Source organism: Aquipseudomonas ullengensis (assembly GCF_014174475.1).
Classification (GTDB): domain Bacteria; phylum Pseudomonadota; class Gammaproteobacteria; order Pseudomonadales; family Pseudomonadaceae; genus Aquipseudomonas; species Aquipseudomonas ullengensis.
The window spans coordinates 226,176-245,758 of the sequence record NZ_JACJUD010000005.1; the positions used below are offsets into that span (position 1 = coordinate 226,176).

A 19,583-nucleotide genomic window follows, 5' to 3' on the forward strand; every position below is an offset into this window, starting at 1 on the left:
CCGCCCCGCCACGGATGAAAAAAACCCGCTGCGCCTATATAGTTGCCGACTTCCCTCGAAATACCAGTGCAGCCGATCACCATGTCCGAAGCCCGCAAGATTCTCGTCACCAGCGCCCTGCCCTACGCCAACGGTTCGATTCACCTCGGCCATATGCTCGAGTACATCCAGACCGACATGTGGGTGCGCTTCCAGAAGCTGCGCGGCAACCAGTGCATCTACGTCTGCGCCGACGACGCCCACGGTTCGGCAATCATGCTGCGCGCGGAAAAAGAAGGCATCACCCCGGAACAGCTGATCGCCAACGTCCAGGCCGAACACAGTGCCGACTTCGCCGACTTCCTGGTCGACTTCGACAACTTCCACTCGACCCACGCCGAAGAAAACCGCGAGCTGGCCACCAGCATCTACCTCAAGCTGCGGGATGCCGGGCATATCGCCACCCGTTCGGTGACCCAGTATTTCGACCCCGAGAAGGGCATGTTCCTCGCCGACCGTTTCATCAAGGGCACCTGCCCCAAATGCGCGGCCGAGGACCAGTACGGTGACAACTGCGAGAAATGCGGCGCCACCTATGAGCCGACCGAGCTAAAGAACCCGCGCTCGGCCATCTCCGGTGCGGTTCCGGTGCTGCGCGACTCCAAGCACTTCTTCTTCAAGCTGCCCGACTTCGAGGCCATGCTGAAGACCTGGACCCGCAGCGGCACCCTGCAGGATGCCGTGGCCAACAAGATCGCCGAATGGCTGGATGGCGGCCTGCAGGAGTGGGACATCAGCCGCGACGCACCCTACTTCGGCTTCGAGATTCCCGATGAGCCGGGCAAGTACTTCTACGTCTGGCTGGACGCGCCAATCGGCTACATGGCCAGCTTCAAGAACCTCTGCGCCAAGCGCCCGGAGCTGGACTTCGACGCCTTCTGGAACAAGGACTCGACGGCTGAGCTGTACCACTTCATCGGCAAGGACATCGTCAACTTCCACGCCCTGTTCTGGCCGGCCATGCTCGAAGGCGCCGGTTACCGCAAGCCGACCGGCGTCAACGTGCACGGCTACCTGACGGTGAATGGGCAGAAAATGTCCAAGTCGCGCGGCACCTTCATCAAGGCGCGCACCTACCTGGATCACCTGAATCCGGAATACCTGCGCTACTACTACGCCGCCAAGCTGGGCCGTGGCGTCGACGACCTCGACCTGAACCTCGACGACTTCGTGCAGAAGGTCAATTCGGACCTGGTCGGCAAGGTGGTCAACATCGCCAGCCGCTGCGCCGGCTTCATCCACAAGGGCAACGCCGGCGTACTGGTCGATGCCAACCCCGAGCCGGAACTGTGGGCCGCCTTCCAGGCTGCCGCGCCGAGCATCGCCGACGCCTATGAAGCACGCGACTTCTCCCGCGCCATGCGCGAGATCATGGCCCTGGCCGACCGTGCCAACGCCTGGATCGCCGACAAGGCGCCGTGGGCGCTGAACAAGGTCGAAGGCAAGCAGGCCGAGGTGCAGGAAATCTGCGCCCTGGGCGTCAACCTGTTCCGCCAGTTGGTGATCCTGCTCAAACCCGTGCTGCCGAACCTGGCGCGCGACGCCGAGGCCTTCCTCAACGTCGCCCCACTGGTCTGGTCCGACCTGGGCACGCCGCTGGCCAACCACCAGCTGAACCCGTTCAACCCGCTGCTGACCCGTATCGAGCCGGCCAAGATCGACGCCATGACCGCAGCCTCCAAGGAAGACCTCGCCTCCACCGAAGCCCCGGCCGCACCGGCAGGCAACGGCGAACTGGCGAAAGACCCGCTGGCCGCCGAGATTGCCTTCGACGCCTTCGCCGCCGTGGATCTGCGCATCGCCTTGATCGAAAAGTGCGAGTTCGTCGAAGGCGCCGACAAGCTGCTGCGCCTGACCCTGGATATCGGCGACGAGAAGCGCAACGTGTTCAGCGGCATCAAGAGCGCCTACCCGGACCCGAGCAAGCTGGAAGGCCGCCTGACCCTGTATGTGGCCAATCTGGCCGCGCGCAAGATGAAGTTCGGCGTTTCCGAAGGCATGGTCCTGGCGGCCGGCCCCGGCGGCGAAGAGATCTACCTGCTCAGCCCGGACAGCGGCGCCAAGCCGGGTCAGCGCGTCAAGTAAGGCGCTGGGCTAGCCTTTAGCCCGCAACCATCAGGACATACGCTCTGATGGCTGCGGGTTGTTCCGTCCCGACCGCACTCCACGGTCAAACTTCAGCGATCCGGCCTTCATCCACGCGCATGACCGAACTCCTTGCCGTCCTGATCGGCGCCGCACTGGTCAACCACCTGCTCCTCGGCCTGTCCGTCGCCGACCCGTCGCGCCCTGCACACCTACAGGCACTCGGCCCGGCTGCGGCACTGTTACTCCTGCTGACCGCACCGCTGGCCTGGCTGCTGCACCAGCTGCTGCAGAACCTGGCCCTGGATTACCTGAACCTGCTGGCCGGCCTGCTGTTGCTGGCCTGCCTTGCCTGGTTGAGCCTGGCATTGCTCGCGCGCCTGCGCCCGGTACTGGCCCAGCCTGGGCTGTGGCCACTGCTGCTGGGCAACGGCGCCGGGGTGGGCGTGATGCTGCTGAGCCAAGGGCTGCCGAGTTTTTCCGTTGCCCTGGCGCTCGGAGTGGGCAGCGGCCTGGGCTTCTGGTTGATCCTGCAACTGTTCGCCGACCTGCTGGAACGCCTTGAGCAGTGCGATGTGCCCGCGCCGTTCAAGGGCGCGCCGATGCTGCTGATCAGCAGCGGCCTGTTGGGCATGGCCTTCCTCGGCCTCAACGGCCTGGGGGCGATATGAACAACGCCTTGCGCATCCAGGCCATCGACGCCCTGCTGCCCCAGACCCAATGCGGCAAGTGCGGCCATCCGGGCTGCAAGCCTTACGCCGAGGGCATCGCCCAGGGCGAGGCGATCAACAAGTGCCCGCCCGGCGGTACCGCCACCATTCATGCCCTGTCGCGCCTGCTGCAGGTGCCCGAGCTGCCGCTGGAGCTGCCCGCCGTGCCGGCGCAGATCGCGTTCATCCGCGAGGCCGAATGCATCGGCTGCACCAAGTGCATCCAGGCTTGCCCGGTGGATGCCATCGTCGGTGCCGCCAAGCTGATGCACACGGTGATCACCGACGAATGCACCGGCTGCGAACTCTGCGTCGCGCCCTGTCCGGTGGACTGCATCGACATCATCGCCCTGCCCGCCGAACAGGCCGATGCCCAGCGCCAGCGCGCCGACCAGTTCCGCAGCCGTCACCAGGCTCATCAGGCACGCCTGGCCCGCGACGAAGCACGCCGCCTGGCCGACCGCGCAGCCCGCGCGCAACCCACACAGGCTCAAGCGCAGAGCAATGCCGGCAGCCCGCCACAAGCGCCGCAACAAGCAGTGGGCGACGACGCCCAGACCCGCTACAAACGCCTGAAGATCGATGCCGCCATGGCCAAGGTGGCGCTGACCAAAGCCGAGAAGCAACTGGCAGCCCACGGTACGGTCGAACTGCAGCACCAGGTCGAGAGCCTGCGTCAGGCCGCCGAACAGGCCCAGCGCGAGCTGGATGCCGCACAGCCAGCTCAGGCCAGCGCACCCAGCGCCGGCGAAGCCGCGCTCAAGCAGGCCAAGATCGCCCTGGCCATGCGCCGCGCCGAACTGGGCAAGGCCGAGCGCCAGGGCCTGGACGACAGCCAGTTACAGCCCCTGCGCCAGGCCCTGGCGGACGCCGAACAGGCCCTGCACAGCGCCGAAGCAGCCAGCGGCAAGCCGTTGCCCAACCTGGTACGCACCGACAAGGCCCCGGTAGACCGGCAACTGCGCGACCTGAAGACCGAACTGGCCTATGCCCGCGCCGACCTGCAACGCCTGGAGCGCCGGCAGACGGCGGACACGGCCACCCTGGAGCAGGCCCGCCAGCGCCTGGCGAATGCCGAGCAGCGCGTGCATGACTACCAGCCACAGTGACCTGAGCTTCGACCCGCGCCCGAGCCTGCAGCGGGCGCTGCTCGCTTGCCTGCCCGGCGCACTGGCGTTGCTCTGGTTCAACGGCTGGGGCCTGCTGGTACAACTGCTGCTGGCCAGCGCCAGTTGCTGTGCCTGCGAATGGCTGACCCGCGCGCTGCGTCAGCAACCCTCGCCACGAGCCGAGCACAGTCTGTTCGGCCTCGCGCCCCTGGCTGAGGGCAGCGGTCTGGTCAGCGCCGTGCTGCTGGCCCTGGCCTTGCCGAGCTACGCGCCCTGGTGGCTGACGGTCAGCAGCGCCGCCTTTGCCACACTGTTTGGCAAATCGCTGTTCGGCGGCTTCGGCCGCAACCTGTTCAACCCGGCGATGCTCGGTTACGCCTTCGCCCTGCTCGCCTTCCCGGCGCAGATGGTGCACTGGCCCGCTCCCGGCGCCAGCCATGGCCTGCTGGCGGCGTTGCAGCAGATCTTCGGTTTCGGCAACAGCCTGATCGATGGCTGGAGCCAGGCCACCGTGCTCGACAGCCTCAAGCACAACGACGGCCTGACCATCGACGAACTGTTCGCCCAGCACCCGGCCTTCGGCGGCGTCGGCGGGCGTGGCGTGGAATGGGTCAACCTGGCCTTCCTCGCCGGCGGTCTGTATCTGCTGCAGCAGAAAGTGATCCGCTGGCACGCGCCGCTGGGCATGCTCGGCGCACTGTTCGTCATCAGCCTGCTGTGCTGGAACGGCTCCGGCTCGGACTCCAACGGCTCGCCGCTGCTGCACCTGTTCAGCGGCGCGAGCATGCTCGGCGCCTTCTTCATCGTCACCGAACCGGTCAGCGGCGCCGGCAGTGACCGCAGCCGCCTGTACTTCGGCATCGGCGTCGGCCTGCTCACCTATGTGATCCGCACCTGGGGCGGCTACCCGGACGGCCTGGCCTTCGCCGTGCTGCTGATGAACCTCTGCGTGCCGCGCCTCGAGCAGCTCGCCAGCGCGCGCAACAGCGGGGCCACGCCATGAGCCCGCGCTGGCAACAAACCGCGACGCTGGCCGTGCTCGCTCTGCTCGGTGCCGGCCTGCTCGCCCTCCTACAGCACCTGGCAGCCCCCACTATCGAGCAACAACGCCAGGCCGCTGCCGAACGCACCCTGTTCGACCTGCTACCGGCCGGCAGCTATGACAACCATCCCCTGGCCCAGCCCATTGCCCTCGAAGCCGGCGGCCTGCTCGGCAATCCAGGCGCCGAGCCCGGCTACCTGGCCACGCTGAATGGCCAGCCCAGTGCCGTGCTGCTGCCGGTCAGTGCGCAGGGTTATGAAGGCGCCATCCACCTGCTGGTGGCGATCAGCACGAATGGCCGCCTGCTCGGCAGCAAGGTGCTGCAGCAGCGGGAAACGCCCGGCCTCGGCGACCTGATCGAGCGCCAGCGCAGCCCCTGGCTGCAAGGCTTCACCAACAAGTCCCTGGGCGATGACAGCGCAAGCTGGAGCCTGCGCGCCGATGGCGGCCAGTTCGACCAGATCGCCGGCGCCACGGTGACCTCGCGCGCGGTGAAAGACGCCCTGCAGCGCGCGCTGCGCTTCTTCGATGCGCAACGCGTTCGGCTTCTCGGAACGGATCAACCATGAGCCAGCCGCACATCACCCTTGCCCTGCTTGGCCTGACAGCGCTACTGGGCAGCACCGAGCTACTGGTCACTGCCGTCACGATCGGCCTGATCGGCGTTGCCGTCCTGACGCTTGTCGGCCTGCTAATGGCGCCCCTGCGCCGCCTGCTGCAAGGACACGGGCTGCTACTCGCCGCCTTGCTGCTGGGCGCGACCCTGCTCAGCGTGGCTGGCCTGCTGTTGCAGACATTCAGCAGCGAGTTGTTCATAGCCCTCGCCCTGTTCCTGCCCCTGCTGCTCCTGCCGTGCCTGGGCCTGGCGCTGCAGCGCGATACCACAGCTTTGGCCGGGTTCCGGCCTGGCCTGCTGTTCGCCGCCCTGGCGGTGCTGCTCGGGCTGCTGCGCGAAGGGCTGGGCAACGCCACGCTGCTCAGCCATGCCGACTGGCTGTTCGGCCCTGCTGCTGCCAGCTGGCAGCTGTCACTGCCCAGCCTCGGCGGCATCCACCTGCTGACGCTGGCGCCCGGCGCCTTTATCCTGCTCGGCGTGCTGCTGGCCGCAGCACGCCACTTTCACCACGACGACACGCCATGAATGCTGCCAAACGCCACGAAATCTTCCGTCGCCTGCACGAAGACAATCCCGAGCCGAAAACCGAGCTGGCCTACAGCACGCCGTTCGAACTGCTGATTGCGGTCATTCTTTCCGCCCAGGCCACCGACGTCGGCGTGAACAAGGCCACGGCCAAGCTGTACCCGGTCGCCAACACCCCGGAAGCCATCTACGCCCTGGGCGTGGCCGGGTTGAGCGAGTACATCAAGACCATCGGCCTGTTCAACAGCAAGGCGAAGAACGTCATCGAGACTTGCCGCATCCTCGTCGAGCAACACGGCAGCCAGGTGCCGGAAACCCGTGAAGCGCTGGAAGCCCTGCCCGGTGTCGGCCGCAAGACCGCCAACGTGGTCCTCAACACCGCCTTCCGCCAACTGGCCATGGCCGTGGACACGCACATCTTCCGCGTCAGCAACCGCACCGGCATCGCACCGGGCAAGAACGTGGTCGAAGTGGAGCAGAAGCTGCTCAAGTTCGTGCCCAAGGAGTTCCTCCTCGACGCCCACCACTGGCTGATCCTGCATGGCCGCTATGTCTGCCAGGCACGCAAACCGCGCTGCGGCAGCTGCCGGATCGAAGACCTGTGCGAGTACAAGGCAAAAACCTCGGACGATTGAGCGAACCGAGATTATTCAAGACGTCGATTGAGAAAATCTTTTTTACCGACTCCGGCTTTGTCGCTATAAGGGGCGCCAAGACAGCCCAAACGCTGGAGTGGACCGATGAGTACAGACAAAGAGAACCTCGAAATCGAAGATGACTTTGTCGCCGAGGACGCGGAAGAGCCAAGCACCGAGCGCCCTGTCGTAGAAGTCGCCAAGACCAACCTGGCCAAGCGCCGCATCATCGACAACCTGCTGGATGAGCGCCGCCTGCGCAAACAGCTCGGCGACTACGACTTCGATCTCTGATGAATTACTGATGCATAAAAAAGCCCCGCCAATGCGGGGCTTTTTCATTATCAGCCGAGCTCAGTCGCCGCGCTGCGGCGAGAGCAGCTCGATCTTGTAGCCATCCGGATCTTCGACGAAGGCCAGGATGCTGCTGCCGTGCTTCATCGGGCCCGGCTCGCGGGTGATCTTGCCGCCGCGGCTGCGAATGTCCTCGCAGGCCTTGTAGACATCGGCCACTTCCAGGGCGATATGGCCATAGCCGGTGCCCAGCTCGTACTGCTCGACACCCCAGTTGTAGGTCAACTCGATCACACTGTTTTCGGCTTCGTTGCCGTAACCGACGAAGGCCAGGGTGAACTGCCCATCCGGATAATCCTTGCGACGCAGCAAGGTCATGCCCAGCACTTCGGTGTAGAAAGCGATGGACTTATCCATATCGCCGACGCGCAGCATGGTATGCAGTAGTCTCATCGAATGTCTCCTCATCAGCGGCCCGTTTACCGGGCTCATAAAAGCAAACCCCGGCTCATGGCCGGGGCTTGTCTGGCTCAGGTGCTCAAGCTTATCAGAACAGCTTGCGACCCTTGCCAGCAGCGATGCGCATGCGCAGCGCGTTGAGCTTGATGAAGCCCGCCGCGTCGGCCTGGTTGTATGCGCCGCCGTCTTCTTCGAAGGTGGCGATGTTGGCGTCGAACAGCGACTCATCGGACTTGCGACCGGTGACAATGACGTTGCCTTTGTACAGCTTCAGGCGAACCACACCATTCACGTGGGCCTGGGAGGCGTCGATCATCTGTTGCAGCATCAGACGCTCCGGGCTCCACCAGTAGCCGGTGTAGATCAGGCTGGCGTACTTGGGCATCAGCTCGTCTTTCAGGTGAGCGACTTCACGGTCCAGGGTGATCGATTCGATCGCACGGTGGGCGCGCAGCATGATGGTGCCGCCAGGGGTTTCGTAGCAGCCGCGGGACTTCATGCCGACATAGCGGTTTTCCACGATGTCGAGACGACCGATACCGTTCTCGCCGCCGATTTTGTTCAGCGTGGCCAGTACGGTGGCCGGGCTCATTTCCACACCGTCGAGGGCGACGATGTCGCCGTTGCGGTAGGTGAGTTCCAGGTAGGTCGGCTTGTCTGGAGCGTTCTCAGGCGAGACGGTCCATTTCCACATGTCTTCTTCGTGCTCGGTCCAGGTGTCTTCCAGCACGCCACCTTCATAGGAGATGTGCAGCAGGTTGGCATCCATGGAGTACGGCGACTTCTTCTTGCCGTGACGCTCGATCGGGATGGCGTGCTTCTCGGCGTAGTCCATCAGCTTCTCGCGGGACAGCAGGTCCCACTCGCGCCACGGAGCAATCACTTTTACACCGGGCTTGAGCGCATAAGCGCCGAGTTCGAAGCGAACCTGGTCGTTGCCTTTGCCGGTGGCGCCGTGGGAAATGGCGTCGGCGCCGGTCTCGTTGGCGATTTCGATCAGGCGCTTGGCGATCAGCGGACGGGCGATGGAGGTGCCCAGCAGGTACTCGCCTTCGTAGACGGTGTTGGCGCGGAACATCGGGTAGACGAAATCACGCACGAACTCTTCGCGCAGGTCGTCGATGTAGATTTCCTTGACGCCCATGGCCTGAGCCTTGGCGCGTGCCGGCTCGACTTCTTCGCCTTGGCCCAGGTCAGCGGTGAAGGTCACCACTTCGCATTCATAGGTGTCCTGCAGCCACTTGAGAATTACCGAGGTATCCAGACCACCGGAATAGGCCAGAACTACCTTCTTAACGTCCGCCATGCCAATCAACTCCACGGGGTTGTACGGAAAACCCGCGATTCTACCGGCCGCGCCCGCTGATTTACAGGGGCGCGACAGACACTGGCGACAAAGCGACAAATTTGTGTGCGGGCGCGACTTCAGGAAAGGCTGGCGGCCTTGGCTGGAGGCGCCGGCGCTGCGGGCTCGGCAGCAGGCGGCGTGGCCGGCGCGGTTTCAGCCGGGGTTTCCGGCACGGCCTCGCGGGACAGGGTCATGGTCACCCGGCGGTTCTTCGCCCGGTTGCTCTCGCTGTTGTTCGGCGCCAGCGGGTAGCGTTCGCCATGGAAGCGCACCAGAATCTGCTCGGCCGCGACGCCATTGGCCTTGAGGTACTCCTCCACCGCCAGTGCGCGGCGGCGCGAGGTGTCGCGATTGGTCAGGCGGCTGCCGCTGTTATCGGAGTGGCCATCGAGCTGGATGCGGTTGACGCTGGGATCGGCCTTGAGGAAGTCGAGGATGATGTCGAGCTTGGCCTGCCCCAGCGGGTCCAGCGCCGTGCCGCCGCCGGAGAAACCGATCTGGGTCTGGCGAATCTGGTCGAAATTGACCGGCAGCAAGCCTGCCGTGCACTTCAGGTAATCGCTGTAGGCCTGATTGAAACGGATCGGCAGCAGTCGCACCTCGATGCTATCACCGCCCTGCAAGGTGCGATGGCGCACCAGCGGGCTGCGCCCTTCCATCAGCCCGGCGAGCAGGCGTCCGGCCTGCTCCTGATTGCTGTTGAACGGCACGGCGCCGCTGCCCACCGCGAGCGCGCCCAGGTTGATATCGCCACGCCCGGCCTGCCAGGGGGCGGCGGCAGCCAGCAAGGTAGCCGAGCCAGGGCCGAGCCAGCGCTCGCGCATTTTCAGACGGAAGGTTGCCTGTTCACCCGCGCGGCGGACAAATTCACCACTGCCAAAGTCCGCCACGGGTTGGGTCAGACGGCACTCGAACTGATCGCCCTCGACCTTCCACTCCACCCGCTCCATGCGCGTCTGAAAAGTGATAGCCGACGCCGGCATGCACCAGGGCAGGCAGGCGAGCAGGCTAATAAGGGCAAGACGGGGCTGGCGCACGACAGGCTCCACAGGGAAAAACGGCATTCCCAAGAGGTATCGTCCAGCCCCGGCAAAACTTGATAGCCCGTGCCTGCAAGAGGCTTTTCCGGTAGCATTCGCGCCACGTTTCACCCGTCCGGAATCCCCCATGTCAGACCGTATTACCCTGCTGCGCCCCGACGATTGGCACATCCACCTGCGCGATGGAGCCGTTCTGCAGCACACCGTCCAGGACGTTGCCCGCACGTTCGCCCGTGCCATTATCATGCCGAACCTGGTGCCGCCGGTGCGCAATGCCGCCGAAGCCGATGCCTATCGCCAGCGCATTCTCGCCGCACGCCCCGCCGGCAGCCGCTTCGAGCCGCTGATGGTGCTGTACCTCACCGACCGCACCACGCCTGCCGAAGTCCGTGAGGCCAAGGCCAGTGGTTTCGTCCACGCGGCCAAGCTCTACCCCGCCGGCGCGACCACCAACTCCGATTCCGGCGTGACCAGCATCGACAAGATCTTCCCGGTACTGGAGGCGATGGCCGAAGTCGGCCTGCCGCTGCTGGTTCATGGTGAAGTGACACGCGCCGAAGTCGACGTGTTCGACCGCGAGAAGCGCTTCATCGACGAGCATCTGGTACGCGTGGTCGAGCGCTTCCCTACGCTGAACATGGTGTTCGAGCACATCACCACCGGTGACGCCGTGCAGTTCGTCAACGCCGCACCGGCCAACGTGGGCGCCACCATCACCGCCCATCACCTGCTGTACAACCGTAATCACATGCTGGTTGGCGGCATTCGCCCGCACTTCTATTGCCTGCCGATCCTCAAGCGCAACACCCACCAGGAAGCCCTGCTGGATGCGGCCACCAGCGGCAGCGCCAAGTTCTTCCTCGGTACCGATTCGGCACCGCACGCCCAACATGCCAAGGAAGCCGCCTGCGGCTGCGCCGGCTGCTACACCGCCTATGCCGCCATCGAGCTGTACGCCGAAGCCTTCGAACAGCGCGATGCGCTGGACAAGCTGGAAGCCTTCGCCAGCCACTTCGGCCCGGACTTCTACAATCTGCCGCGCAACACCGATCGCATCACCCTGGTGCGTGAAGAGTGGACCGCTCCGGCCAGCCTGCCGCTGGGCGAGCTGACCGTCATCCCCCTGCGCGCCGGTGAGAACCTGCGCTGGCGCCTGCTGGAGAACCACGCGTGAGCGAAGAAAATTTCGACGAAGAACTAGACGGCAGCCTGCCCTCCGGCCCCCGCCACCCGATGGCCGCACGCTTTCGTGGCTACCTGCCGGTAGTGGTGGATGTCGAAACCGGCGGCTTCAACTGCGCCACCGACGCCCTGCTGGAAATCGCCGCGACCACCATCGCCATGGATGAAGGCGGCTTTCTTTATCCGGATCACACGCACTTCTTCCGCGTGGAGCCTTTCGCCGGCGCCAATATCGAGCAGGCAGCCCTGGAGTTCACCGGCATCAAGCTCGACCACCCGCTGCGCATGGCAGTAACCGAAGAGCATGCACTGACCGAGATTTTCCGCGGCCTGCGCAAGTCGATCAAAGCCAATGGCTGCAAGCGCGCGATCCTGGTCGGCCACAACAGCAACTTCGACCTCGGATTCCTCAATGCCGCGGTGGCGCGCTGCGACCTCAAGCGCAACCCGTTCCACCCCTTCTCCAGCTTCGATACCGCCACCCTGGCCGGCCTCGCCTACGGCCAGACCGTACTGGCCAAGGCCTGCCAGACCGCCGGCATCGCCTTCGACGGCAAGGAAGCACACTCCGCACGCTACGACACCGAGAAGACCGCCGAGCTGTTCTGCGGCATCGTCAACCGCTGGAAAGAGATGGGCGGCTGGGACGAATTCGACCACTGAGTCGGCACTGCACCCACAAAACCCGGCCCTGGCCGGGTTTTTTATTTCTGCCTAGTCGCCTTGCCCTCCACAGCAAAACGGGAAAACCTCACAGCAAGTTTTGACAAGCATTCTCATTAACATTAGTATCAGTCGCCAACAGCAACCCATTTCCGCCCGAGCCTGCCTATGTACGTTTGCCTCTGCCAAGGTGTGACTGACGGTCAAATCCGCGACGCGATCTTCGAAGGTTGCTGCAGCTACCGCGACGTGCGCGAAACGCTCGGCGTCGCCAGCCAGTGTGGCAAATGTGCCTGCCTGGCCAAACAAGTCGTGCGCGAAACGCTCAATGAAGTGCAGAGCAGCCAGGCCGCCCTCGCCTACCCGGCCGCCAGCTTCGTCGCCGCCTGAGGCAAGCATCCACAAAAAAGCCGGATTTCGAGTCCGGCTTTTTTATGCCTGCCATTTACCGTAATCAGACGGCTGGCACACCGCTATGGAAGCGGAATTCAATATCCGGCGACTCAATCAGCTCGCGCTCGGCCTCGCGCACCAGACCTATGACCCGCTCCACATCGGCCACATCACCGTACTGATAGGCCAATTTCAGATAGCCCTGAAAATGCCGCGCTTCGGACTTGAGCAGACCGCCATAGAACTTGCCCAGTTCTTCATCCAGGTGCGGCACAAGGGCTTCGAAGCGCTCGCAGGAGCGCGCCTCGATAAAAGCGCCCACAACCAGAGTGTCCACCAGCTTGGCCGGCTCATGATTACGCACGACCTTACGCAAGCCAGAGGCGTAACGCGCCGCCGACAGCGGGCGCAGGTCGATCTTGCGCTTCTTCATGATGCGCAGCACCTGCTCGTGGTGTACCAGCTCCTCGCGGGCCAGGCGCGACATGAAATTGATCAGATCCAGCTGCGTGCCGTATTTGGCGATCAACGCCATCGCCGAGGCCGCGGCCTTGAATTCGTTGTTCTTGTGATCGATCAGCAGGGTTTCCTGATCGGCAAGCGCAGCCTGGACCCAGGCATCGGGCGTCCGGCATCCAAGGAATTCATGAATTTCAGGCAGGTTCACAGGCAGGCTTTCCGTTATAGAGCGGCAACGCCCCTCACCGTCGCACGCTGCGACAATGCGCCCACGCAAGGTGCTGGCAGGCCGGATCAGGGCGCGCCATTATACGAATGCCGACGCGCAGAGCCAGTGATGTCGTGACACGGATCAAGTGCGTCGTCCACGGCTGCTTCTATAGTGGGGCCGTAATCATGCATTCACGCACAGGGAAAAGCTCATGCAAGCCATTCGCAGCATTCTGGTGGTAGTGGACCCGCAACAGCCCGCAGGCCTGGCCCTGAAACGAGCCAAGCTGATTGCCGGCGTCACCCAATCGCACCTGCACCTGCTGGTGGTGGAAAAGAAGCAGGACCACAGCGCCTACCTCAACGACGCCAAGACCGCGCTGGAGCAGGAAGGCTTCAGCGTCAGCGCCCAGCAGAACTGGCATGAAAGCCCCTACCAGACGGTCATTGCCGTGCAGCAGGCCGAAGGCTGCGAGCTGGTCATCAAGCAGCACGTGCCGGACAACCCGCTGAAAAAGGCGATCCTCACCCCGGAAGACTGGAAGCTGCTGCGTTACTGCCCGTCGCCAGTGCTGATGGTGAAAACCGATACCCCCTGGACCAACGGCATCATCCTGGCCGCTGTCGACGTGGGTAACCGCGACAACGAACACCGCACCCTGCACGCCAGCATCGTCAGCCATGGCTACGATATCGCCAGCCTGGCCAACGCCACCCTGCATGTGATCAGCGCCCACCCATCGCCCATGCTGTCGGCGGCGGACCCGACCTTCCAGCTCAAGGAAACCATCGAGGCGCGCTACCGCGAGCAATGCGCCGCCTTCCAGGCTGAATACGACGTCAGCAACGAGCGCCTGCATATCGAAGAAGGCCCGGCTGACGTGCTGATTCCCTATACCGCCGAGAAGCTCAAGGCAGTGGTCACCGTGATCGGTACCGTGGCCCGTACCGGCCTGTCGGGCGCCCTCATCGGCAACACCGCCGAAGTCGTGCTCGACACCCTGGAAAGCGATGTCCTGGTGCTCAAGCCGGACAGCATCATTGCTCATCTGGAAGAACTGGTCGCACAACGCTGAACCCGGGCGACGCCCAGAAAAAAGCCGCCCTCGGGCGGCTTTTTCATGCCTGACATCTATTCAGACGCGGCTTTCGACGCCTTCGCGGAGAAATTTCGGGGCGATGTAGCGCTCGTAATGCGCTTCGGAAAGCAGGAAGAACTCGCGATCAATCGCCTCACGCAGGGCCGGCAGCTCCCACTCACGGAACTCCGGCATCAGCGCCACACCATAGGCGTCCAGGCGGTTGATCAACCGCGAGGCCCGCGCGATCAGCTGATAGGCCCAGCAGTACGGCGACTGTTCGGGAACGAAGCGTACCTGGCGCTGCTCGAGTTGCTGGCGCAGTTTGGCGGCGTCGAAGATTTCCAGCTTGCCCTGCATCACCTGCACCAGCAGGATCTCCAGACGCCGCCAGACGGCGCGCTTCTCTTCCTCGGCATACAGGTTCCAGTTCACCACCTCATGGTGGAAGCGCTTGCAGCCGCGGCATACGAGATCGCCGTAAACCGTGGAGCAGAGGCCGACGCAGGGCGTCTTGATGCGCTGATTGGACATGGCGGGGAAAGACAGTCGCGGAAACAGGCAGGCCATATTAGCGGCTTAGCCGCAGAGGGTCACCCTGACCGGCCGGACGTTTGTCGACTGGCCTATTTCAAGACGAAATGCAGGTTGGCGGCCGCGCCACCTTGGGCTTTTCCCTTAACTTTATGGCGCTATTCCAGTAGAATCGGCCGGCCTTTTTGGCGTCGATGTCCGTCAGAAGCTGTTTTCAAAGCGTCACGAGCACAGTTGATTCGCCTGGAACGACGTTGGCGTATGGTTTTTGAGCCCGCTCACAGCCTGCGCCAGCCCTCATCGCCCCTGTTCCGGCGGCGTAAAACTTTGAAAACAGCTTCTTGTATGAGGCTATCGACACACTGGCCAGGGTGCTCAAAAAGCACCGCGGCGCAATGTGCGATGGTTTTCTGGATGAGCGTCGCGAGCCACCGCGACCACTGATGAGGGTAATAACTGTGCTTGAAGCCTATCGCAACCACGTAGCAGAGCGTGCCGCCCAGGGTATCGTGCCCCAGCCGCTAAACGCCGAACAAACCGCAGGCCTGGTCGAGCTGCTGAAGAATCCTCCAGCCGGTGAAGAAGCCTTCCTGGTTGACCTGATCACCAACCGCGTACCTGCTGGCGTGGACGAAGCTGCCTACGTCAAGGCCGGTTTCCTCTCTGCCCTGGCCAAGGGCGAAGTCAGCTCCCCGCTGCTGAGCAAGACTCGCGCTGTCGAGCTGCTGGGCACCATGCAAGGTGGCTACAACATCACCACCATGGTTGAGCTGCTGGACGACGCCGAGCTGTCGGCCGTTGCCGCCGAGCAACTGAAGCACACCCTGCTGATGTTCGACGCCTTCCACGACGTTTCCGAGAAAGCCAAGGCTGGCAATGCCAACGCCAAAGCCGTGCTGGCCTCCTGGGCCGAAGGCGAGTGGTTCCAGAACCGCCCTGCCGTCCCGGAAAAAGTCACCCTGACCGTGTTCAAGGTCACCGGCGAAACCAACACCGACGACCTGTCGCCGGCTCCGGACGCCTGGTCCCGCCCGGACATCCCGCTGCACGCCTTGGCCATGCTGAAAATGGCCCGTGACGGCATCAACCCGGACGCTCCGGGCACCGTTGGCCCGATCAAGCAGATGGAAGCCCTGAAAGCCAAAGGCTTCCCGGTTGCCTACGTCGGTGACGTGGTTGGTACCGGCTCTTCCCGTAAGTCCGCCACCAACTCGGTGCTGTGGTTCTTCGGCGACGACATCCCCAACGTGCCGAACAAGCGCGCTGGTGGCTTCTGCTTCGGCACCAAGATCGCCCCGATCTTCTACAACACCATGGAAGACGCCGGCGCCCTGCCGATCGAATTCGACTGCAGCAACCTGGCCATGGGCGACGCCATTGACGTCTACCCGTACAAGGGTGAAGTACGCCGTCATGGCAGCGACGAACTGGTCACCAGCTTCCAGCTGAAAACCGACGTGCTGCTCGACGAAGTTCGCGCCGGCGGCCGAATCCCGCTGATCGTTGGCCGTGGCCTGACCGAGAAAGCCCGCGCCGAGCTGGGCCTGGCTCCGTCCACCCTGTTCAAGAAGCCGGAATCCCCGGTTGATAGCGGCAAGGGTTTCACCCTGGCGCAGAAGATGGTTGGCCGCGCCTGCGGTCTGCAGGAAGGCAAAGGCGTCCGTCCGGGCACCTACTGCGAACCGAAGATGACCACCGTCGGCTCCCAGGACACCACTGGCCCGATGACCCGCGACGAGCTGAAAGACCTGGCGTGCCTGGGCTTCTCCGCTGACCTGGTGATGCAGTCCTTCTGCCACACCGCGGCTTATCCCAAGCCGATCGACGTCAACACCCACCACACCCTGCCGGACTTCATCATGACCCGCGGCGGTGTGTCCCTGCGTCCGGGCGACGGCATCATCCACAGCTGGCTGAACCGCATGCTGCTGCCGGACACCGTGGGTACCGGTGGCGACTCGCACACCCGCTTCCCGATGGGCATCTCCTTCCCGGCCGGTTCCGGCCTGGTCGCCTTCGCCGCAGCCACCGGCGTCATGCCGCTGGACATGCCGGAGTCGGTACTGGTGCGCTTCAAGGGTAAGCTGCAGCCGGGCATCACCCTGCGTGACCTGGTCCATGCCATCCCTTACTACGCAATCAAGGCTGGCCTGCTGACCGTCGAGAAGAAGGGCAAGATCAACGCCTTCTCCGGCCGCATCCTCGAGATCGAAGGTCTGGACGAGCTGACCGTTGAACAGGCTTTCGAGCTGTCCGACGCCTCGGCCGAGCGCTCCGCTGCCGGTTGCACCATCAAGCTGCCGGAAAAGGCCATCGCCGAGTACCTGCGCTCCAACATCACCATGCTGCGCTGGATGATCGGCGAAGGTTACGGCGACGCTCGTACCCTGGAACGTCGTGCCAAAGCCATGGAAGCCTGGCTGGCCAACCCGCAACTGCTGGAAGCCGACAAGGACGCCGAGTACGCCGAGATCATCGAGATCGACCTGGCCGACGTCAAAGAGCCTGTGCTCTGCGCGCCGAACGACCCGGACGACGCCCGTCTGCTGTCCACCGTTGCCGGTGAGAAGATCGACGAAGTGTTCATCGGTTCGTGCATGACCAACATCGGCCACTTCCGCGCTGCCGGTAAGCTGCTGGACAAGGTCAAGGGTGGCATTCCGACCCGTCTGTGGCTGGCTCCGCCTACCAAGATGGACGCTCACCAGCTGACCGAAGAAGGCTACTACGGCATCTACGGCAAGGCTGGCGCGCGCATGGAAATGCCGGGCTGCTCGCTGTGCATGGGTAATCAGGCACGCGTACAGACCGGTTCGACCGTGGTCTCCACGTCGACCCGTAACTTCCCGAACCGCCTGGGCGACGCCACCAACGTGTACCTGGCCTCTGCCGAACTGGCAGCGGTTGCTTCGATCACCGGCAAACTGCCGACCGTCGAGGAGTACATGGAGTACGCGAAGAACATCGACAGCATGGCTGCCGACGTTTACCGCTACCTGAGCTTCGACCAGATCGCCGAGTTCCGCGACGCGGCTGCTAAGGCCAAGATCCCTGCTGTACAGATCTAAGCGTTACCCGCAATGAAAAAGCCCCGCCTTGTGCGGGGCTTTTTTTATGGATCGAATTTGTCCACTCGCAGGTCGGAGGTAATAAGGCCCAGCCGGGCTGCATTGCGAAGGAGATGGACATGAAACACTGGATTATCGCGGGACTTTGCGTGATTGGCCTGTCCGGTTGCGCCACCGACTACCTGATAGCCACCACCGATGGGCAGATGCTCAGCGCCGAAGACAAACCCGAACTGGATGAAGAAACCGGTCTCATCCAGTACGAAGATGCCGAAGGCAATGATCAGCAGATCCCCCAGAACATGGTGAAGCAGATTATCGAACGCTGAGTACACGCTGCCTGCAATCGCCCGGTTGCGGCGGCGCCTTAGCCTAACGTCATCACTACAGAGGATTGCCAGCCAACGCGCATACAGGTAGCTTTCAGGTGCTTTTCCCTATGACCATATGGAGCTTCACCATGAAGTTGTGGCTACCCGCAGTGCTCTGCTGCGCCGCTCTGCTTAGCGGTTGTGCGAGTGAATACATCATCACCACCAACGACGGGCAGATGCTCACCAGCGACGGCAAGCCGGAGCTGGACGAAGACACCGGCATGCTGGAGTTCGAAGACAGCGAAGGCCGTGTTCAACAGATTCCGCAAGCCAACGTCAAGCAGATGCTGGAACGCTGAAACTGTATAAGCACCACCCCTAACCCCGCTTCGGCGGGGTTTCTTTTGTTCGGCGTAAAGCCTGGCATATCGCTTGCTTTGTCATCGCTAGCAGAACTCTCCAACGGCGGAGCCAGTTCATAGACAATGGCGTCGTTCCTGGCTACCCCTCGCGTGGTAACTGGGGCGGCGCTTTTTTGTTCACCGGCGGAACCTTGCACATGAGCACACCCTACACCCCTCGTAACGACACCCTGGCCTGGGTCGCAGGCTCCGACGCACCGGAAAAGAGCGTGTTGGAGCTGGGCTTCATGGCCCTGACCGATTCCGCCTCGCTGATCGTCGCCGCCACCCAGGGCTTTGCCCAGCCCTATGGCCTGACGCTCAACCTGCAGCGCCAGGCCTCCTGGGCCACCCTGCGTGACAAGCTGCTGAGCGGTGAACTGGACGCCGCGCAATCCCTGTACGGCCAGGTCTACGGCATCCACCTCGGCCTCAGCGGCCCGCAAACCGACATGGCCATCCTCATGGGCCTGAATCAGAACGGCCAGGGCATCAACCTCTCCGCCCCCCTCAAACGCGCCGGCGTGACCAGCGTCGAAGCACTGGTCGCCCGCGTGCGCCAGAGCAGTGCAAAACTGACCTTCGCCCAGACCTTCCCCACCGGCACCCACGCCATGTGGCTGAACTACTGGCTGGCCGCACAGGGCATCCACCCGCTGGATGACGTCAACAGCGTAGTGGTGCCGCCATCGCAGATGGTTGCCCACCTCAAGGCCGCACGCATCGATGGTTTCTGCGCCGGCGGCCCCTGGGGCGCGCTGGCCGTGGAGGAGGATCAGGGCTTCACCCTGGCCACCAGCCAGACCATCTGGGCAGACCATCCAGAGAAAGTCCTCGGGGTGACCCGCGAATTCGTCGAGCAATACCCCAACACTGCACGTGCCCTGACCATGGCCGTACTCGAAGCCAGTCGCTTCATCGACGAGAACGAGGAGAACAAGCGCAGCACCGCCCAGTTGATCAGCGGCAGCGAGTACGTCGATGCTCCGTTGTCGGCCATCGAGCCACGCTTCCTCGGCCAGTATCAGGACGGCATCGGCCATGCCTGGCTGGATGCCCACCCCCTGCGTTTCTTCGCCAACGGCGAAGTGACCATGCCGTGGCTATCCGACGGTATGTGGTTCATGACCCAATTCCGCCGCTGGGGACTGCTCAAGGACGACCCTGACTACCTGGCCGTTGCCCGGCAGATTCACCAGCTCGATATCTATGGGCAGGCCGCCGACGCTCTGGGCATCAACGTACCCAGCACGCCGATGCGCCGCTCCACCCTGCTCGACGGCAGCGTCTGGGACGGCAGCGACCCAGCCGGCTACGCCAGTAGTTTTGCCATCCACGCGCGCAGCAGCGATGCCGCCCCGATTGCTCTGTAACGGAA

At 63.6% G+C, this 19,583-nt stretch carries 21 protein-coding genes; 16 read left to right on the forward strand and 5 right to left on the reverse strand.

All coding sequences use genetic code 11. The features are described 5' to 3' along the window. Positions 1–81 precede the first annotated feature (81 nt). From metG to H3H51_RS16170, 8 genes are all read left to right on the forward strand, one after another. Positions 82–2,124, forward strand: coding sequence for a methionine--tRNA ligase (metG, locus tag H3H51_RS16135; RefSeq protein ID WP_183090083.1), 2,043 nt, complete (start codon positions 82–84; stop codon positions 2,122–2,124). Between the two features lie 119 nt (positions 2,125–2,243). Further along, positions 2,244–2,795, forward strand: a complete 552-nt coding sequence (locus H3H51_RS16140) for an Rnf-Nqr domain containing protein (protein WP_183090084.1) — start codon at positions 2,244–2,246, stop codon at positions 2,793–2,795. Continuing rightward, complete coding sequence (gene rsxB, locus H3H51_RS16145; protein ID WP_183090085.1) at positions 2,792–3,943, forward strand: electron transport complex subunit RsxB; 1,152 nt, start codon at positions 2,792–2,794, stop codon at positions 3,941–3,943. Before H3H51_RS16140 ends, rsxB begins: the two co-directional genes overlap by 4 nt. Then, positions 3,924–4,946, forward strand: a complete 1,023-nt coding sequence (locus tag H3H51_RS16150; RefSeq protein ID WP_183090086.1) for an RnfABCDGE type electron transport complex subunit D — start codon at positions 3,924–3,926, stop codon at positions 4,944–4,946. Before rsxB ends, H3H51_RS16150 begins: the two co-directional genes overlap by 20 nt. Next, positions 4,943–5,554: an RnfABCDGE type electron transport complex subunit G gene (locus H3H51_RS16155; RefSeq protein WP_183090087.1), complete on the forward strand. Its 612-nt coding sequence runs from the start codon at positions 4,943–4,945 to the stop codon at positions 5,552–5,554. Before H3H51_RS16150 ends, H3H51_RS16155 begins: the two co-directional genes overlap by 4 nt. Beyond that, a complete protein-coding gene (locus H3H51_RS16160) occupies positions 5,551–6,126 on the forward strand; it encodes an Rnf-Nqr domain containing protein (RefSeq protein WP_183090088.1) in 576 nt (191 codons plus the stop codon). The genes H3H51_RS16155 and H3H51_RS16160 overlap by 4 nt, the downstream gene beginning before the upstream one ends. Then, positions 6,123–6,761: an endonuclease III gene (nth, locus tag H3H51_RS16165; protein WP_183090089.1), complete on the forward strand. Its 639-nt coding sequence runs from the start codon at positions 6,123–6,125 to the stop codon at positions 6,759–6,761. The genes H3H51_RS16160 and nth overlap by 4 nt, the downstream gene beginning before the upstream one ends. A 105-nt stretch (positions 6,762–6,866) precedes the next feature. Continuing rightward, complete coding sequence (locus H3H51_RS16170) at positions 6,867–7,055, forward strand: PA3496 family putative envelope integrity protein (protein ID WP_183090090.1); 189 nt, start codon at positions 6,867–6,869, stop codon at positions 7,053–7,055. Between the two features lie 60 nt (positions 7,056–7,115). Here H3H51_RS16170 and gloA read toward each other — a convergent pair whose 3' ends face one another. From gloA to H3H51_RS16185, 3 genes are all read right to left on the reverse strand, one after another. Then, entirely contained in the window at positions 7,116–7,508 is a 393-nt protein-coding gene (gloA, locus tag H3H51_RS16175) for a lactoylglutathione lyase (protein ID WP_183090091.1), read from the reverse strand. 94 nt (positions 7,509–7,602) lie between these two features. Then, positions 7,603–8,820 carry an argininosuccinate synthase gene (locus H3H51_RS16180; protein ID WP_183090092.1) on the reverse strand — a complete coding sequence of 406 codons (1,218 nt, stop codon included), beginning with the start codon at positions 8,818–8,820 and terminating at the stop codon, positions 7,603–7,605. Between the two features lie 119 nt (positions 8,821–8,939). Beyond that, positions 8,940–9,845, reverse strand: a complete 906-nt coding sequence (locus H3H51_RS16185; RefSeq protein ID WP_220791056.1) for a flagellar protein MotY — start codon at positions 9,843–9,845, stop codon at positions 8,940–8,942. A 184-nt stretch (positions 9,846–10,029) separates the two neighbouring features. Between H3H51_RS16185 and pyrC the strand changes: the two genes are divergently transcribed. From pyrC to H3H51_RS16200, 3 genes are all read left to right on the forward strand, one after another. After that, complete coding sequence (gene pyrC / locus H3H51_RS16190; protein WP_183090094.1) at positions 10,030–11,076, forward strand: dihydroorotase; 1,047 nt, start codon at positions 10,030–10,032, stop codon at positions 11,074–11,076. After that, on the forward strand, positions 11,073–11,747 hold the full coding sequence (gene rnt, locus H3H51_RS16195) for a ribonuclease T (RefSeq protein WP_183090095.1): 675 nt from the start codon (positions 11,073–11,075) through the stop codon (positions 11,745–11,747). The genes pyrC and rnt overlap by 4 nt, the downstream gene beginning before the upstream one ends. Before the next feature lie 168 nt (positions 11,748–11,915). Beyond that, positions 11,916–12,137 (forward strand): bacterioferritin-associated ferredoxin, encoded by a 222-nt coding sequence (locus tag H3H51_RS16200; RefSeq protein ID WP_183090096.1) that lies wholly within the window; start codon positions 11,916–11,918, stop codon positions 12,135–12,137. Positions 12,138–12,201: 64 nt separating this feature from the next. Here H3H51_RS16200 and miaE read toward each other — a convergent pair whose 3' ends face one another. Further along, a complete protein-coding gene (miaE, locus tag H3H51_RS16205; RefSeq protein ID WP_183090097.1) occupies positions 12,202–12,807 on the reverse strand; it encodes a tRNA-(ms[2]io[6]A)-hydroxylase in 606 nt (201 codons plus the stop codon). 214 nt (positions 12,808–13,021) lie between these two features. On the opposite strand from miaE, the gene H3H51_RS16210 reads away from it, so the two are divergent. Then, a complete protein-coding gene (locus tag H3H51_RS16210) occupies positions 13,022–13,885 on the forward strand; it encodes a universal stress protein (RefSeq protein WP_183090098.1) in 864 nt (287 codons plus the stop codon). Positions 13,886–13,945: 60 nt separating this feature from the next. Here H3H51_RS16210 and H3H51_RS16215 read toward each other — a convergent pair whose 3' ends face one another. Further along, positions 13,946–14,422, reverse strand: a complete 477-nt coding sequence (locus H3H51_RS16215) for a DUF1289 domain-containing protein (RefSeq protein WP_183090099.1) — start codon at positions 14,420–14,422, stop codon at positions 13,946–13,948. 458 nt (positions 14,423–14,880) lie between these two features. Here H3H51_RS16215 and acnB point away from each other — a divergent pair, with 458 nt between their 5' ends. The 4 genes from acnB to H3H51_RS16235 all read left to right on the forward strand — a co-directional run bounded on the left by acnB (position 14,881) and on the right by H3H51_RS16235 (position 19,578). Then, positions 14,881–17,490: a bifunctional aconitate hydratase 2/2-methylisocitrate dehydratase gene (acnB, locus tag H3H51_RS16220; RefSeq protein ID WP_183090100.1), complete on the forward strand. Its 2,610-nt coding sequence runs from the start codon at positions 14,881–14,883 to the stop codon at positions 17,488–17,490. Between the two features lie 119 nt (positions 17,491–17,609). Continuing rightward, positions 17,610–17,819, forward strand: coding sequence for a YgdI/YgdR family lipoprotein (locus H3H51_RS16225; RefSeq protein WP_183090101.1), 210 nt, complete (start codon positions 17,610–17,612; stop codon positions 17,817–17,819). A gap of 131 nt (positions 17,820–17,950) precedes the next feature. Then, positions 17,951–18,163, forward strand: coding sequence for a YgdI/YgdR family lipoprotein (locus tag H3H51_RS16230; RefSeq protein ID WP_183090102.1), 213 nt, complete (start codon positions 17,951–17,953; stop codon positions 18,161–18,163). A 200-nt stretch (positions 18,164–18,363) separates the two neighbouring features. Beyond that, on the forward strand, positions 18,364–19,578 hold the full coding sequence (locus H3H51_RS16235) for a CmpA/NrtA family ABC transporter substrate-binding protein (protein WP_183090103.1): 1,215 nt from the start codon (positions 18,364–18,366) through the stop codon (positions 19,576–19,578). The last annotated feature ends 5 nt before the right edge of the window (positions 19,579–19,583 follow it).